Source organism: Rhodanobacter soli, assembly GCF_040548735.1.
Taxonomy (GTDB): Bacteria; Pseudomonadota; Gammaproteobacteria; order Xanthomonadales; family Rhodanobacteraceae; genus Rhodanobacter; species Rhodanobacter soli_A.
This window is the reverse complement of record NZ_JBEPSD010000002.1, coordinates 184,672-199,881: the sequence shown is the minus strand read 5'-3', so window position 1 is coordinate 199,881 and position 15,210 is coordinate 184,672. Positions and strand designations below refer to the sequence as shown.

Sequence of the window (15,210 nt, the reverse complement as noted above, 5' to 3'; positions counted from 1 at the left end):
ACTGCAAAAACACTGGCAACGCGATCAGAACGACCAGCTGAAGTTCGCCGTGGCCATCTGCGCCTGCTGGCGCTGGCCGGTGTAGCGGTCGTAGCCGAGCTGCAGGCTGGCGCGTGGCGACATCTGCCAGTCCAGCGTGGTGCCGAGCACGCCGCCGTAGCGCGACAGGCCGATGCCGCCGACCGGGGCGAACTGGTCGATGCCGCTGAAGCTGGCGTCGAACACGTCGCCACGCACGCCGAACGATTGCTGCCACAGCATGTGTCCCTGCAGGCTGAGACTGCCACCGCCGAGCAACACCCACTCACGCGCCGCGCGCAGGCCCGTGCCAACCTGCCAGCGCGCGGCCGTCTGCGCCGCCGACTTCAGGCCGAAACCATACGCACCCACCTCGTTGAAGCCGTCGCGTTGCAGCTGCGCGTATTGCAGGCTGAAGTAGGGCGTGATCGCCGTGCGCCCCAGCGCCAGCCGATAGCCGCTTTCGGCATAAGCAACACCATAGCGGCCGTTGTCATCGCTGGCCAGACCGGCCGACTGCCCGCCGAGTTCGACCCGGCGACGCATGGTCTCGCGATAGCTGCCGACGCCGAAGCGCCCCATCGTGTACCAGGCATTTCGCACGACGCCGCCGTACAACATGGCCTCCAGCGAATGGCTGTGACCCTGATCAGCACTCTCCTCCAACCGGCCCAGCCCCTGGCTCTGGCCCAGCGCGTATCCAGCGATGCCGTTGCTGCCGACCCGCTGGTCCGCGCCAACGAGGAAACCACTGAGGTCATAACCGACACGGTTGTAGCCGCTGCGCGACATGTCGCCCTGATAGCCAAGGCTCTGCGTCCAGCCACCGGTGACTGGAGTATAAATCAGCCTCTCGAAGCGACCGGACAGCGCGCGGGTGCCGGCGTCGATCGCCTCGAACATCATCGCCGCGCTGGCGGCATGCAACTGCCCTGAGAGACTCTCCAGCGAACGCTGCGCCGTGGCCAGGGTGGCCGACTGCTGCAGACTGGCCGCTCCGGCAATGAAACTCGTCCCCACCGGCCCGCCGCCGACACCAGTACCGGTACCGGCATCAGCCATCTGCGTATTGATCTGCGCGAACGCATTGTCCACGCGCACCGCCGCGCCCATCGAAGCGGCGGTGTAAGTCATCGCCGGGACAGCGCTGGCCTGCACCTGGGTCACGTTCAGCCATGCGCTCGTGGCGTCGTAATTGAGCGTGGCATCGAGCAGTACGCCGGCTCCAGGCGCGAGCAAATTGAAGGTTCCACTCAAGCCGCCCTGCGCTACCAGTACATCCGTGTGTGCGTTGGCGACGTAACCGTTGGCCGCACCAATGACCTCAAGTACGGGGCCGGGGTAGACAGTCCCGGCGGCAGACAACGTCGCCTTGCCTGTAACACGCAGCACCGATCCCAGTTCCAGCGAGAGCCAGCCACTCGGCCCCTGGGCGTAGTCGCCACCGACGGTGACATCACCGCCATTGACCATCAGTGTGCCGCCGTTGGTGACACTGCCACCGACGCTGTGGGTGTCGAGGACGCCACTGTTGGCATTGATGTTGAGCGAACCGCCGATCCCAGCGGCAACCAGCGTGCCCTCCATGACATTGGTCAGGCCCGTATACGTGGTCGGCTGGGTGATGATCAACCTGCCGCCACCCTTCTTGATCAAACCACCGGCACCCGAAATGACATTGTTCCAGGTTGACCCGCCGCTGAAGTCCACCGTCACATCACCCCAGTCGAACTTCGCCGGCCCATTCACCGCGCGGCCAACGTTCAATTCGCCGTAGCCGAATATCGGGTCCACACCCGTCGTGCCAAGATCATCGGCGGTCCCCAGCAGGGTCTGCTGCACCAGGTCGTTGCTGAAATACGGAAAGGCCTGCCACACCAGTGCGGCGGCGCCGGAGACTTCCGGTGCGGCGAACGAGGTGCCGCTGACGACCCAGTAGGTAGGACTGATGCCGGCGACGGCGTCCTTGTCGCTGACGATCACGTCGCCCGGCGCGGCCAGGCAGTAGGTCATCGCCCTGCCGCAGGCGTTCGAGTAACTCGCCAGCTGGCTGGGGTGGTTGCTATCGACCGCCACGGCGACCAGCCAGCCCGGCGCCAGTTGCGGCGCCAGGCTGGGCAGGCTGGCGATATCGCTGGGGTCGCTGCGCGAGTCGTTGCCGGCGGCGAACACCACCAGCCCGCCATGCTGCAGCACGAACGGCTCGTAGGCCTGGGCGAAAGCCTGGTTGATCGAGCTGTTGGTGGTATCCCAGTAGATGCCGCCCCAGGAGTTGTTCATCACTTGCACGCCGGCGTTGATCAGGGCCGGATTGAGCGTCTGCGCGAAGAAGTCGGCATCGGCGGCGGTTACCGCATTGCCCTGGCCCGAACCGTCGTCCTTCGGCTCGACGTCGCTGATGATGCGCGCCGACACCAGGCTGGCGCCGGGCGCGATGCCGCCGGGAAACTTGTCGAACGCCCGTCCGGCGGCGATCTGCGAGACCCAGGTGCCGTGGCCGACCACGTCGTCGATCGCGGTGTTGTTGGTCGACGGATCGACGTAGATCAATTCCTGCTCGACCCGCCCGACCAGCGCCGGATGGTTGCGCATGATGCCGCTGTCGACCACGCCGATGGTCACGCCGGCACCGGTGTAGCCCAGGCTGTGCGCGGCGTCGGCGTTGGTGAGCGTGAGCTGGGCATCCAGCGGCGGCTGATCGGTCGGCGTGCTTGGCGGTGGAGGCGAACTCGGCACCGTCGGCGGTGGTGTCGGTTTGACGTTGCCGCCCCCGCCGCAGGCACTCAATCCAAGCGTCATGGCCACCAGCCACGCCATCTCGCGACGCCGCAAACCCGAGTCGAACGTTTTCATCCATCCCCCGCCAACGCAGTTTCAACCCACGCATCGCCGGCGTAGCAGATACGCCACGGTGCTGCCCTGCCGTGCATCTTGGCACAACGAAAATCCAATGAAACAGGGTGCAAATCCAGGCGCCGCAAGGACTTGCGGCTGTTTGCCGAGTTTCGCGGCGGGCTGCGATAATTGCGGGGTTATCAGTCAGGCGTTCGCGCCCCTCGAGTCTTGCAAGCGGAGTTATCCATGTCGGATGTCAGCGTCGTCATCGTCGGTGCCAAGCGCACGGCCATCGGTTCCTTCCTCGGCCAGTTCACCGGCGTCCCCACCCCGAAGCTCGGCGCCACGGCGATCCGCGCCGCACTGGAACAATCCGGCGTGGCCCCGGCCGACGTCAGCGAGGTGATCATGGGTTGCGTGCTGCCCGCCAACCTGGGCCAGGCGCCGGCGCGGCAGGCTTCGCTGGGCGCCGACCTGCCGGCCAGCACCGGCTGCACCACGATCAACAAGGTGTGCGGCTCGGGCATGAAAGCGATCATGCTGGGCCATGACCTGATCAAGGCCGGCTCGGCGACCGTGGTGGTGGCCGGCGGCATGGAGTCGATGACCAACGCGCCGCACATGGTGCAGGCGCGCACCGGTATCCGCTACGGCGACGGCCAGCTGGTCGACCACATGGCCTGGGACGGCCTGACCAACCCGTACGACGGCAAGGCGATGGGCGTGTTCGGCGAACTGTGCGCCGACAAGTACCACTTCACCCGCGAGGCGCAGGACGCGTTCGCGATCGAGTCGGTCAAGCGCGCATTGGCGGCCCAGCAGAACGGCGGGTTCGCCGGCGAGATCGTTCCGGTCACCGTGAGCGGCCGCAAGGGCGACGTGGTGGTCGACACCGACGAGCAGCCCGGCCGTTCCGACATCACCAAGGTCCCCAGCCTGAAACCGGCCTTCCGCAAGGAGAACGGCACGATCACGGCGGCCAGCTCGTCCAGCATCTCCGACGGCGCCGCCGCGGTGGTGCTGTTGTCGGCCGACGATGCAGGCAAGCGCGGCCTGAAACCGCTGGCGCGCATCGTGGCGCATGCCACCCATTCGCAGGAGCCGGAATGGTTCACCACCGCGCCGGTCGGTGCGATCCAGAAGGTATTGGACAAGGCCGGCTGGAAGGTCGGCGACGTCGACCTGTTCGAGATCAACGAGGCGTTTGCCGTGGTCGCGATGACCCCGATGAAGGAGCTCGGCATCCCGCACGACAAGCTCAACGTCAACGGCGGCGCCTGCGCGCTGGGCCACCCGATCGGCGCCAGCGGTGCGCGCCTGGTGGTGACCTTGTTGAACGCGCTGAAGACGCGCGGCCTCAAGCGCGGCATCGCGTCCCTGTGCATCGGTGGCGGCGAGGCAACGGCGGTCGCGGTGGAGTGCATCGACTGACGCTGATCCATGACCAGCGCGTGATATCCACATGACGGCCGGGTAAATCAGTTTTTAATACGCCCTGAAGCTCCACTACAAAAGGTGTGGCGCAATTTCCGCGAAAGCGCTATTAATACACGGCCAAACGGCATTCCACGGCAAAGGAGATCCACCATGAAGTTTACGCGTACCCTACTCGCCGCCGCGCTCGTCGCGCTGTTGGCGGCATGCAGCAACGGCGCGCAGGATTCCGCGCAGGACGCCCAGAAGTCGGCTGATACCGCCCAGCAAGCTGCCGATACGGCGCAGCAGGCTGCCGCGGCAGCTCCGACCACGGCGACTGAGCAGGCTGCAGACCAGGCCACCACCGCTGCCAACGCAGCCGGTCAGGCCGCCGACCAGGCTGCACAGGCTGCCACCGCAGCTTCCGCAGCTCCGGCCGCTAGCGGCACTGCTGTCGACCAGGCCAAGGACGCCGCCACCAACGCTGCTGACGCTGCCGCCAAGGCTGCCGACGCTGCCAAAGACGCTGCTGACAAAGCCAAGGATGCCGCAAAGGGTCATTGATCCTCTCCGGTTTCCTGAAAAACGGCCGCCTTGCGCGGCCGTTTTTTTTCGCCCGTAATTCGCCGTTTCCGCCCGTTTATTTTGGTCGCAGGCCGACGCCCGCTATTATCCGTGGTTTGGCCTTGATGGCAGTCAATCCGTGAGTCCGCATCCATGAGCGTCATTGCATCGCAGATCGACCCGCGTTCTCCCGAATTCCAGGCCAGCAGCAACCAGCTGCGTGCCGTGGTGGATGACCTGCAGCGCGAGCTGACGCGCAGTGCCGAGGGCGGCGGTGCGAAGGCGCGCGAGAAACACGTCGCCCGCGGCAAGCTGCTGCCGCGCGAGCGTATCCGCGCCCTGCTCGACCCGGGCTCGCCGTTCCTGGAACTGTCGCCGCTGGCCGCGCACGGCATGTACGACGATGCCGCGCCGGCCGCCGGCCTGATCACCGGCATCGGCCGGGTCAACGGCATCGAGGTGGTGGTGGTCGCCAACGACGCCACGGTCAAGGGCGGCACCTATTTCCCGATCACCGTGAAGAAGCACCTGCGCGCGCAGGAAGTGGCGCTGGAGAACCGCCTGCCCTGCGTCTACCTGGTCGACTCCGGCGGCGCGTTCCTGCCCCTGCAGGACGAGGTGTTCCCGGACAAGGAGCACTTCGGGCGGATCTTCTACAACCAGGCGCGGATGTCGTCGCTCAACATCCCGCAGATCGCGGTGGTGATGGGCTCGTGCACCGCGGGCGGCGCCTACGTGCCGGCGATGAGCGACGAGACGATCATCGTGCGCGAACAGGGCACGATCTTCCTCGGCGGGCCGCCGCTGGTGAAGGCGGCCACCGGCGAGGTGGTCGACGCCGAGACGCTTGGCGGCGCAGACGTCCATACGTCCATCTCCGGCGTGGCCGACCACTTTGCCGAGAACGACGCGCACGCGCTGTCGATCGCGCGCGACATCGTGGCCCATCTCAACCGGAAGAAGGACATGCCGCTGGTGCTGCGCGCCCCGGTCGAGCCGAAGTACCCGGCCGAGGAACTGTACGGCGTGATCCCGCAGGACACCCGTCGCCCGTTCGACATCCGCGAGGTGATCGCGCGCATCGTCGACGGTTCGGAGTTTCACGAGTTCAAGGCGCGCTACGGCAAGACCCTGGTCTGCGGCTTCGCGCACATCCATGGCTACCCGGTCGGCATCGTCGCCAACAACGGCATCCTGTTCGCCGAGAGCGCGCTGAAGGGTGCGCACTTCATCGAGCTGTGCAACCAGCGCAACGTGCCGCTGGTGTTCCTGCAGAACATCACCGGCTTCATGGTCGGCAAGAAATACGAGCAGGCGGGCATCGCCAAAGATGGGGCAAAGATGGTCACCGCAGTGGCCTGCTCGCACGTACCCAAGTTCACCGTGGTGATCGGCGGCAGCTTCGGCGCCGGCAACTACGCGATGTGCGGCCGCGCGTACGGCGCGCGTTTCCTGTGGATGTGGCCGAATGCGCGTATCAGCGTGATGGGCGGCGAGCAGGCGGCCTCGGTGCTGGCGACGGTGAAGCGCGATGGCATCGAGGCGAAGGGCGGCGAATGGTCAGCCGATGAGGAGGAAGCGTTCAAGGCCCCGCTGCGCGACCAGTACGAACGCCAGGGCCACCCTTATTACGCCAGCGCGCGGCTGTGGGACGACGGCATCATCGACCCGGTCGACACCCGCCGTGTGCTCGGCCTGGCGATCTCCGCCTCGCTCAACGCACCGATCGAACCGCAGCGCTACGGCGTGTTCCGCATGTAATCCCGGGCGGCTTTCAGCGCGGCTGGCGCACGGCTTCCATCGGGCGGATCAGCCGCGCGCCGGCCCACAGCGCAGCCAGCGTCGACGCGTAGAACACCAGCTGCATGCCAGCCGGCTGGGCGTCGTAGCCGACCAGGATGTGCGCGGTCTGGCCCAGCAGCGAGCCGTTGCCGAGCAGCCAGGAGCTGTCCCACAGCTGATGGCCCCAGGCCGGCAGCAGGTTGGCCTGGATCAGGTAACGCGCGGCAGTCGAAGCCAGTCCGGCGGCCAGCAGCACCAACATGGCATTGGTGGCGCCGAAGAAATGCCGCACGGGAATGCGCAGCAGGCCCGCATACAGCGCGAAGCCGAGTGCCGCGCCGGCCACTACACCGATCGACAGCCCGGCCCACAGGTGTTCCGCCCCACCGGCACGCATGCCGTACAGGAACAGCACCACCTCCGAGCCCTCGCGCAGCACCGCCAGCGCCACCACCACCAGCAGCAGTCCCAACGAGCTGGCACCGCTGTGCACCGCGTTGCCCAACACCTGCATCTGCCGGCCCAGCTCGCGGCCGTGGCTGGACATCCACAGCACGTGCCAGCCGATCATCAGCACCGCCGCCAGCAGTACGCCGGCGTTGAACAGCTCCTGCCCGACGCCGCTGAATGCCGCGGCCAGCAGGTCGGCCGATAACGCCACCAGCACCGCGCCGAAGATTCCCAGCGCGATGCCGCCGCCGACGAACCAGCCGCGCCGCGGCACGCCGCGGGTGGCTGCCGCCACCACGCTGACGATCAGCGCCGCTTCCAGCACTTCCCGAAATACCAGCAAGGCCACTGCCCACATGGCTCTACTCCACCACCAACATGCCCTGCGCGGTGGGCTGGTGGAAATCGCCATAGAAGCGGTAGCGTCCGGGCTTGAACGGGCCGATGAACAGGCTGGTGCGGCTGTTCGGCATCACGATCTTCTCGGCCGGGAAGTCGTCGCTCTCGAACTCCTCCGGCGAGGGATCCTGGTTGATCAGCTCCAGCTTGATCCGGACATTCGCGGGAATGCGCAGCTCGCTGGGCTGGTAGCGGTGATCCTTCAGGGTCAGCGTGTAGCTGGCAACGTCGGCCGCGCTGGCAAGCAGCGGCAGCAGTAGTGCGGCGAGGACAAACGGCAACAGGCGTTTCATGGGTGGTTTCCTGCATCAGGAAAAATTGACTGATAGTCATTCTCATTCAATGATCGAATGATACCCCATTGCCAAGCACGCTGCCGGTGGGTTTCGTTCGGTCATGACGGCAAGCCGTACCGCATTCTGGCAGCGGCAGGCCGCCGCCCCCATGATCTGGATCAGCCGCGGCGTCAGCGAAACGACAGGCTCAGCCTTGCGGCTCTTCCCCGCGCAGGCGCACGTCGTTCGGCAGCATGTCGGTGCGTTCCACGCTGGCCTCGCGTTGCGACTCGAAGAAGCGCTGCACCTGCTGGCACACGGCCATGGTGTTCTCGCGGGCGATCGCCGAGACCAGGAACCAGGGCTGGGTCCAGTCCAGTTCGGCGACGATCTTCTCCGCCACGGCCTGGCGCTCGTCCTCGGCCAGCATGTCGGCCTTGTTGAGCACTAGCCAGCGCGGACGCTCCAGTAATTCCGGATTGAATTTCTGCAGTTCCTGCTCGATCGCACGTACCTGGGCGGCCACGTCGGAACCGTCGATCGGCGCGATGTCGACGATGTGCAGCAGCAAGCTGGTGCGCGCCACGTGGCGCAGGAACTGGATGCCCAGGCCGGCGCCTTCGGAGGCGCCCTCGATCAGGCCGGGGATGTCGGCGATCACGAAGCTCTGGTCGGTGCCGAGGCTCACCACGCCCAGGTTCGGATGCAGCGTGGTGAACGGGTAATCCGCCACCCGCGGCGTCGCCGCGGACACCGCACGGATGAAGGTGGACTTGCCGGCGTTCGGGAAGCCGAGCAGGCCGACGTCGGCCAGCAGGCGCAGCTCCAGCTTCAGCTCGCGCGCCTCGCCCGGCGTGCCCGGCGTGGCCTTGCGCGGCGCCCGGTTCACCGACGTCTTGAAGTGGATGTTGCCCAGGCCACCCTTGCCGCCCTGCGCCACCAGCATGCGCTGGCCGTGGGCGGTGAGGTCGCCGATCACCTCGTCGGTGTCGACGTTGGTGATCATGGTGCCGACCGGCACGCGGATCGTGGTGTCCTCGCCGCCCTTGCCGTACATCTGGCTGCCCATGCCGTTCTCGCCGCGCTTGGCCTTGAAGCTGCGCTGGTGACGGAAGTCGACCAGGGTATTCAACCCCTCGTCGGCCACCAGCCAGACCGAGCCGCCGAAACCGCCGTCGCCGCCGTCGGGACCGCCGAACGGGATGAACTTCTCGCGGCGGAAGCTGATGCAGCCATTGCCGCCGTCACCGGCCTGGACTTTGATGTTTGCTTCGTCGACGAATTTCATGGGAGAGCCGGGAATGGGGAATGGAGAATCGGAAACAGGAAGAGCTGGCAATCGGGATAGGGTACGGGACTTGCGGAAACCCCGCTTTTTACCATTCCCGATTCCCCATTCCCTGCCGCAAACGAAAAGCCCCGCCGAAGCGGGGCCTTCGCTATCGCGTCGCGGAAGGCTTACGCCTGGACGACGTCGACGAAACGGCGGTTCTTGTCGCCGCGGACGGCGAACTTGACGGTGCCGTCGACCAGCGCGAACAGCGTGTGGTCGCGACCCAGGCCCACACCCGTGCCCGGGTGGAACTGGGTACCGCGCTGACGCACGATGATGTTGCCGGCTTCGATGGCCTGGCCGCCGTAGATCTTGACGCCGAGGTATTTCGGGTTCGAATCGCGACCGTTGCGGCTGGAACCTACGCCTTTTTTATGTGCCATGACTCAATGCTCCAGGTGCTCAGGCGTTGATGCCCGTGATCTCGATTTCGGTGAAATGCTGCCGATGGCCCTGCTGACGCTTGTAGTGCTTGCGGCGGCGGAACTTGATGATGCGGATCTTGTCGGCACGGCCGTGCTTGCGCACGGTGGCGCTGACGGTGGCGCCTTCGACGACCGGCGCACCGACGGTGACCGACTCGCCGGAACCGACCAGCAACACCTGGTCAAAGCTCACAGTGGCGCCTTCTTCGGCGGTCAACAGCTCCACGCGCAGCACGTCGCCCTGCTGCACACGGTACTGCTTGCCACCGGTCTTGATGACTGCGTAACTCATGGGAATGCCCTTCTGTCGTTATTCTCTTGGGTATCGCCATGACCTTGTCGGGTCTGGCGAACTGCGGATTATAACGACCTGCCCGCGCACTGGTCAAATACTGACCACAACCGGCTCCGCACCCTCCCGGATGGCCGTGGGCCGGGGCTTGCGCGGCTCAATGGTCCGGTTTCGGTACCGGCTTCGGCGTGGTGGCCGCCGGGCTGGCGGGGCAGCGTCCGTTGGCGTCGAGCGTACCGTTCTGCTGCAGTTGCCGGACCATCGCCTGGCCCCGCTCGCGGCCCCATTCCTGGCCGATCTTCATGCCCTCGGCCATGGTCACCGGCATCTGCGTGATCACCTTCTGGCCCAGCGGCGACTTGTAGAACTTCAGCAGGCCGGCCACGTCGGCGGCGCTGAAGTGATGCTGGTAGATCGGTACCATCCGCCCGAGCAACTGCTGGCTGCCGCTGGCGTCGATGAAACCCTGCCAGTACGACGCCGGCACGCACGGCACCGCCTGTCCCATCACGCCGGCCATCTGCGAGTTCATCTGGTCGAACATGCGCTCCATGTGCATCACCTGGAACAACTGGCGCACCTGCTTTTCGCTCGGCTGTGCCGCCATGACCTGGCCCGCTGTCCCCAGCGCCAGCACCGCGCCGGCCGCCATTCCCACCCACTTCCGCATGATTTACCTCCCACATTCGGCCATGGCGAGCATGGCCATGAAACCGGAATCCACCGGGCACTCCATCAACCAACACAATGAACTATCGAAACTCCTTGGTATAGTAAACGATCCCCCCCATATCCGGCGTCCATGGACACCATTCGCATCCGCGGCGCACGCACGCACAACCTCAAGAATATCGACCTCGACCTCCCGCGCGACAAACTGATCGTGATCACCGGCCTGTCCGGCTCCGGCAAGTCGTCGCTGGCGTTCGACACGATCTACGCCGAAGGCCAGCGGCGCTACGTCGAATCGCTGTCGGCGTACGCGCGGCAGTTCCTGTCGATGATGGAGAAGCCCGACGTCGACCACATCGAAGGCCTGTCGCCGGCGATCTCGATCGAGCAGAAATCCACCTCGCACAACCCACGCTCCACCGTCGGCACGATCACCGAGGTGTACGACTACCTGCGCCTGCTGTACGCCCGCGTCGGCACGCCGCGCTGCCCCGACCACGGCATCCCGCTGGAAGCACAGACGGTGAGCCAGATGGTGGACAGCACGCTGGCGCTGGATCCGGAGCAGCGCTACATGCTGCTGGCGCCGGTGATCCGCGAGCGCAAGGGCGAGCACGTGCAGGTGTTCGAGCAGCTGCGCGCGCAGGGCTTCGTGCGCGCCCGCGTCGACGGCGCCGTATACGACCTGGACGCGGTGCCGCCGCTGACCCTGCGCCAGAAGCACACCATCGAAGTGGTGATCGACCGCTTCCGCCCGCGCGAGGACATCAAGCAACGCCTGGCCGAATCCTTCGAGACCGCGTTGCGGCTGGGTGACGGCCTGGTGATCGTCGCGAACATGGATGATCCGAAAGCACAAGAACAGCTGCTGTCCTCGCGCTATTCCTGCCCGGTCTGCGACTATTCGCTGCCGGAACTGGAGCCACGCCTGTTCTCGTTCAACTCGCCGGTCGGCGCCTGCCCGTCCTGCGACGGCCTGGGCGTGACCCAGGTATTCGATGCGGCGCGCGTGGTCGGCCATCCCGAGCTGCCGTTGTCCAACGGCGCGGTGCGCGGCTGGGACCGGCGCAACGCGCATTACTTCCAGCTGATCCTGTCGCTGGCCGCGCACTACGGCTTCGACGTGGACACGCCGTGGCAGAAGCTTCCCGCGGACGTCCAGAAGGCCATCCTGTACGGCAGCGGCAAGGACAGGATCGCGTTCCGCTACATCACCGAGCGCGGCGGCAAGGTCACCCGCGAGCATGCGTTCGAGGGCATCCTGCCGAACCTGGAGCGGCGCTACAAGGAAACCGAATCCGCCGCCGTGCGCGAGGAGCTGGCCAAGTACATCAGCGACCAGCCCTGCCCCGAGTGCGCCGGCCAGCGACTGAACCGCTCGGCGCGCAACGTGTTCGTCGCCGACCATGCGCTGCCCTCGCTCACCTCGCGCTCGATCGACGACGCACTGGCGTTCTTCGAGGAATTGAAGCTTGCCGGGTGGCGCGGCGAGATTGCGGTGAAGATCGTCAAGGAGATCCGTGAGCGGCTGACCTTCCTCAACGACGTGGGCCTGAACTACCTCACCCTCGACCGCCAGGCCGACTCGCTGTCCGGCGGCGAGGCGCAGCGCATCCGCCTGGCCTCGCAGATCGGTGCCGGCCTGGTCGGCGTGATGTACGTGTTGGACGAACCCTCGATCGGCCTGCACCAGCGCGACAACGAGCGCCTGCTCGGCACGCTGACCCGCCTGCGCGACCTCGGCAACACGGTGATCGTGGTCGAGCACGACGAGGACGCGATCCGCATGGCCGACCACGTGCTCGACATCGGCCCTGGCGCCGGCGTGCACGGCGGCGAGATCGTGGCGCAGGGCACGGTGCAGGACATGCTCGACTCGCCGCGCTCGGTGACCGGCCAGTTCCTCTCCGGCGAACGTGCGATCGAAGTGCCGAAGGAACGCCGCCAGCCGATCGACAACGACGCGTGGCTGCGCCTGAAAGGCGCCAGCGGCAACAACCTGAAGCACGTCGACCTGGCCATCCCGGCCGGCCTGTTCACCTGCGTCACCGGCGTGTCCGGCTCGGGCAAGTCGACCCTGGTCAACGACACCCTGTTCCGCCTGGCCGCGGCCGAACTCAACGGCGCCGGCACCCAGTCGGCACCCTACAAGTCCGTCGACGGCATGGAGCTGTTCGACAAGGTGGTCGACATCGACCAGTCGCCGATCGGCCGCACGCCGCGTTCCAACCCGGCCACCTACACCGGCCTGTTCACCCCGCTGCGCGAGATGTTCGCGCAGGTGCCCGAGGCACGTTCGCGCGGCTACACGCCGGGCCGCTTCAGCTTCAACGTGCGCGGCGGCCGCTGCGAGGCGTGCGAGGGCGACGGCATGATCAAGGTGGAGATGCACTTCCTGCCCGACGTCTACGTACCCTGCGACGTCTGCCACGGCAAGCGCTACAACCGCGAGACGCTGGAGATCCTGTACAAGGGCCACACCATCGCCGACGTGCTCGACATGACGGTGGAGGACGCGCTGAAGCTGTTCGAGAACGTGCCGACCATCGCGCGCAAGCTCGACACCCTGCGCGCTGTCGGCCTCGACTACATCAAGCTCGGCCAGAGCGCGACCACCTTGTCCGGCGGCGAGGCGCAGCGCGTGAAGCTGTCCAAGGAACTGTCCAAACGCGACACCGGCCGCACCCTGTACATCCTCGACGAGCCCACCACCGGCCTGCACTTCCACGACATCGAGCAGTTGCTCGACGTGCTGCACCAGTTGGTCGACCAGGGCAACACGGTGGTGGTGATCGAGCACAATCTCGACGTGATCAAGACCGCCGACTGGATCGTCGACCTCGGCCCCGAGGGCGGTGCCGGTGGCGGCCGCATCCTGGTTTCCGGCACACCGGAAACCGTGGCGGCCACGCCCGAATCGCACACCGGCCATTTCCTCGCGCCGCACCTGAAGCCAGCCAAGCCGAAGAAGCCGGGTGCCGCCACGCGGGTCAAGGCCGCCACCAAGCACATCGCCTCGGCCGACAAGTACAAGCCGATGCGCGGCAGCGGAAAAAAGAAGAAGCCTTCATGAGCGACCATTCGACCGGCATCGCCGAAAACGGAACCGGCGCGTCCGACGCCCCCCTGTTCGTCGCCTCGATCGGCGTGCGCTGGCGTGACCTCGACGCGTTCAATCACGTCAATAATTCCAACTACCTCACCTACCTCGAAGAGGCCCGGCTGCAGTGGCTGAGCCACGTGCCCGGGCCGTGGTTCGACGACCAGGCGATGCCGGTGATGGCCGCCAGCCAAGTCAACTATCGCCGCCCCATCGCATGGCCCGCACAGTTGCAGGTGCAGCTATTCTGCGAGCGCGCGGGCAACAGCTCGATGACGCTCGCGCACCGGGTGATCGACGCCGAACATCCCGACCAGCTGTACTGCGACGGCCACGTGGTGATGGTGTGGATGGACCCGGCCAGCGGCAAGCCGGTGCCGTTGCCCGAGGCGATCCGCGCCGCCATCGCATAGCCGCCCATGCACGCCGCAGCCGCCCGCACTTCATTCACGGTCAGCCCGGACGGAGCCGGCCGGGTCGAGACGATCGCGGGCGCGCGCCACGCCTGGCGCTTCCGGCCGCACTTCCACGCTGGCGACGAGATCGTGCTGGTGCTGGCCGGCCGGGCACGGCTGCGCCTTCCGACGACCTGCCGCGAAGTCGTCGCCGGCGACACCGTCGTGGTACCGGCCGGCGTGATCCACCGCTTCGAGCCGGTGGACGGCAGCGGCTGGGCTTTCAGCTCGCGCTTCGTGCCGCCCACCACGAAGAACGCCCCTGCCGACGGCCCTCACGATGCGCTTGGCGCGCAGGCCAGGGCCTTGCTGAGCGGGCGCCCCTCGCTGCACACCGACGTGGAAGCGATCGCGCAAGCCTGCGCGGTTTCCGCCGGCCACCTGGCACGCGCGTTCCGCCGCGAGACCGGCACCAGCCTGCACAACTTCCACGTCCTGCTGGCCCTGCACAAGGCCAAAGCGTCGTTGCGCAATCGCGCACCGGTCATCGAGGCGGCGCTCGACGCGGGTTTCTACGACCAGGCCCATCTCAACCGCGAATTCGTGAAGACGTTCGGCATGACTCCCGCCGTTTTCCGCGCGGGCTGGGCGGCGGCGTAGCTCAGGCCGTTCCCGGCTCGAGCTCCAGCGCCATGTACAACGTGCCTGGCACCGGGTTGTCGTAATACGCCCCCACCGGACGAAACCCCAGCGCGACATAGAGTTGCCGGGCCGCCTGCATCGAGGCCAGCGTGTCCAGCAGCACGCGCACGTAGCCGGCACGGGCCGCCCAGGCGATCACCGCCTCGGCCAGTCGCCGTCCCAGCGCCTGTCCGCGCGCCGCGGGTCGCACATAGAGACGCTTGATCTCGCATACGCCCGGCTGCGACCAGGGTCGCAGCGCCACGCAACCCAGGGCCGCTCCCGCGTCGTCGCGCGCGATCAGGATCGCGCCCCGCGGCGGCGCGTACTTGCCGGGCAACTGCGCCAGCTCCGCACCCACGTCCTGGAAGGAAAGATCGATGCCGAGGCTGTCGACGTACTCCGCGAACAGCCCGCGCACGGTCTCGATGTCGTCCGGCATGCGGGCGGGTGAGATTTCGATCGTCGAAGTTGCAGCCATGGTCGGGGCGTCCACAAGGAATCCGCACACCACGATAGTGAATCCGCGCCATCCACGCTTGGACAATCCAGACCAACAGCATGGGAACCGGC

14 protein-coding genes are annotated in these 15,210 nt (G+C 66.6%); 6 read left to right on the top strand and 8 right to left on the bottom strand.

Going from position 1 to position 15,210, the window contains the following annotated elements; translation table 11 throughout:
* Window positions 1-24: 24 nt before the first annotated feature.
* Entirely contained in the window at window positions 25-2,871 is a 2,847-nt protein-coding gene (locus ABIE04_RS11770) for a S8 family serine peptidase (RefSeq protein ID WP_354550262.1), read from the bottom strand.
* Window positions 2,872-3,099: 228 nt separating this feature from the next.
* Here ABIE04_RS11770 and ABIE04_RS11765 point away from each other — a divergent pair, with 228 nt between their 5' ends.
* The 3 genes from ABIE04_RS11765 (at window position 3,100) to ABIE04_RS11755 (ending at window position 6,594) form a co-directional block, all read left to right on the top strand.
* Window positions 3,100-4,284 (top strand): acetyl-CoA C-acyltransferase, encoded by a 1,185-nt coding sequence (locus ABIE04_RS11765; RefSeq protein ID WP_354550260.1) that lies wholly within the window; start codon window positions 3,100-3,102, stop codon window positions 4,282-4,284.
* 156 nt (window positions 4,285-4,440) lie between these two features.
* Window positions 4,441-4,833: a hypothetical protein gene (locus ABIE04_RS11760; protein ID WP_214556955.1), complete on the top strand. Its 393-nt coding sequence runs from the start codon at window positions 4,441-4,443 to the stop codon at window positions 4,831-4,833.
* Between the two features lie 153 nt (window positions 4,834-4,986).
* Window positions 4,987-6,594, top strand: coding sequence for a carboxyl transferase domain-containing protein (locus ABIE04_RS11755; RefSeq protein ID WP_354550257.1), 1,608 nt, complete (start codon window positions 4,987-4,989; stop codon window positions 6,592-6,594).
* Window positions 6,595-6,607: 13 nt separating this feature from the next.
* On the opposite strand, the gene ABIE04_RS11750 is transcribed toward ABIE04_RS11755, so the two are convergent.
* From ABIE04_RS11750 to ABIE04_RS11725, 6 genes are all read right to left on the bottom strand, one after another.
* Entirely contained in the window at window positions 6,608-7,423 is an 816-nt protein-coding gene (locus ABIE04_RS11750; RefSeq protein ID WP_354550255.1) for an FTR1 family iron permease, read from the bottom strand.
* A gap of 4 nt (window positions 7,424-7,427) precedes the next feature.
* Window positions 7,428-7,757: a cupredoxin domain-containing protein gene (locus ABIE04_RS11745; protein WP_354550253.1), complete on the bottom strand. Its 330-nt coding sequence runs from the start codon at window positions 7,755-7,757 to the stop codon at window positions 7,428-7,430.
* A 190-nt stretch (window positions 7,758-7,947) separates the two neighbouring features.
* Window positions 7,948-9,027 carry an Obg family GTPase CgtA gene (gene cgtA / locus ABIE04_RS11740; RefSeq protein WP_354550251.1) on the bottom strand — a complete coding sequence of 360 codons (1,080 nt, stop codon included), beginning with the start codon at window positions 9,025-9,027 and terminating at the stop codon, window positions 7,948-7,950.
* Window positions 9,028-9,197: 170 nt separating this feature from the next.
* The gene (rpmA, locus tag ABIE04_RS11735) at window positions 9,198-9,455 is read right to left on the bottom strand and encodes a 50S ribosomal protein L27 (protein WP_149363639.1); all 258 of its coding nucleotides are present in this window, start codon (window positions 9,453-9,455) and stop codon (window positions 9,198-9,200) included.
* Between the two features lie 19 nt (window positions 9,456-9,474).
* Window positions 9,475-9,789: a 50S ribosomal protein L21 gene (gene rplU / locus ABIE04_RS11730; protein ID WP_056384909.1), complete on the bottom strand. Its 315-nt coding sequence runs from the start codon at window positions 9,787-9,789 to the stop codon at window positions 9,475-9,477.
* Window positions 9,790-9,946: 157 nt separating this feature from the next.
* Entirely contained in the window at window positions 9,947-10,459 is a 513-nt protein-coding gene (locus tag ABIE04_RS11725; RefSeq protein WP_354550248.1) for a DUF2059 domain-containing protein, read from the bottom strand.
* 132 nt (window positions 10,460-10,591) lie between these two features.
* On the opposite strand from ABIE04_RS11725, the gene uvrA reads away from it, so the two are divergent.
* The 3 genes from uvrA to ABIE04_RS11710 are packed head-to-tail and all read left to right on the top strand — an operon-like array spanning window position 10,592 to window position 14,616.
* A complete protein-coding gene (gene uvrA, locus ABIE04_RS11720) occupies window positions 10,592-13,534 on the top strand; it encodes an excinuclease ABC subunit UvrA (protein ID WP_354550246.1) in 2,943 nt (980 codons plus the stop codon).
* Window positions 13,531-13,974: an acyl-CoA thioesterase gene (locus ABIE04_RS11715; protein WP_354550244.1), complete on the top strand. Its 444-nt coding sequence runs from the start codon at window positions 13,531-13,533 to the stop codon at window positions 13,972-13,974. The genes uvrA and ABIE04_RS11715 overlap by 4 nt, the downstream gene beginning before the upstream one ends.
* Window positions 13,975-13,980: 6 nt before the next feature.
* The gene (locus ABIE04_RS11710; protein ID WP_354550242.1) at window positions 13,981-14,616 is read left to right on the top strand and encodes a helix-turn-helix transcriptional regulator; all 636 of its coding nucleotides are present in this window, start codon (window positions 13,981-13,983) and stop codon (window positions 14,614-14,616) included.
* Window position 14,617: 1 nt separating this feature from the next.
* On the opposite strand, the gene ABIE04_RS11705 is transcribed toward ABIE04_RS11710, so the two are convergent.
* On the bottom strand, window positions 14,618-15,118 hold the full coding sequence (locus tag ABIE04_RS11705; protein WP_354550240.1) for a GNAT family N-acetyltransferase: 501 nt from the start codon (window positions 15,116-15,118) through the stop codon (window positions 14,618-14,620).
* Between the last annotated feature and the right edge of the window lie 92 nt (window positions 15,119-15,210).

What these genes read in the sequence shown, in the direction of transcription:
- ABIE04_RS11770 (WP_354550262.1), bottom strand. Translation starts at nt 2,871, where the DNA reads ATGAAAACGTTCGACTCGGGTTTGCGGCGTCGCGAGATGGCGTGGCTG.
- ABIE04_RS11765 (WP_354550260.1), top strand. Translation starts at nt 3,100, where the DNA reads ATGTCGGATGTCAGCGTCGTCATCGTCGGTGCCAAGCGCACGGCCATC.
- ABIE04_RS11760 (WP_214556955.1), top strand. Translation starts at nt 4,441, where the DNA reads ATGAAGTTTACGCGTACCCTACTCGCCGCCGCGCTCGTCGCGCTGTTG.
- ABIE04_RS11755 (WP_354550257.1), top strand. Translation starts at nt 4,987, where the DNA reads ATGAGCGTCATTGCATCGCAGATCGACCCGCGTTCTCCCGAATTCCAG.
- ABIE04_RS11750 (WP_354550255.1), bottom strand. Translation starts at nt 7,423, where the DNA reads ATGTGGGCAGTGGCCTTGCTGGTATTTCGGGAAGTGCTGGAAGCGGCG.
- ABIE04_RS11745 (WP_354550253.1), bottom strand. Translation starts at nt 7,757, where the DNA reads ATGAAACGCCTGTTGCCGTTTGTCCTCGCCGCACTACTGCTGCCGCTG.
- cgtA (WP_354550251.1), bottom strand. Translation starts at nt 9,027, where the DNA reads ATGAAATTCGTCGACGAAGCAAACATCAAAGTCCAGGCCGGTGACGGC.
- rpmA (WP_149363639.1), bottom strand. Translation starts at nt 9,455, where the DNA reads ATGGCACATAAAAAAGGCGTAGGTTCCAGCCGCAACGGTCGCGATTCG.
- rplU (WP_056384909.1), bottom strand. Translation starts at nt 9,789, where the DNA reads ATGAGTTACGCAGTCATCAAGACCGGTGGCAAGCAGTACCGTGTGCAG.
- ABIE04_RS11725 (WP_354550248.1), bottom strand. Translation starts at nt 10,459, where the DNA reads ATGCGGAAGTGGGTGGGAATGGCGGCCGGCGCGGTGCTGGCGCTGGGG.
- uvrA (WP_354550246.1), top strand. Translation starts at nt 10,592, where the DNA reads ATGGACACCATTCGCATCCGCGGCGCACGCACGCACAACCTCAAGAAT.
- ABIE04_RS11715 (WP_354550244.1), top strand. Translation starts at nt 13,531, where the DNA reads ATGAGCGACCATTCGACCGGCATCGCCGAAAACGGAACCGGCGCGTCC.
- ABIE04_RS11710 (WP_354550242.1), top strand. Translation starts at nt 13,981, where the DNA reads ATGCACGCCGCAGCCGCCCGCACTTCATTCACGGTCAGCCCGGACGGA.
- ABIE04_RS11705 (WP_354550240.1), bottom strand. Translation starts at nt 15,118, where the DNA reads ATGGCTGCAACTTCGACGATCGAAATCTCACCCGCCCGCATGCCGGAC.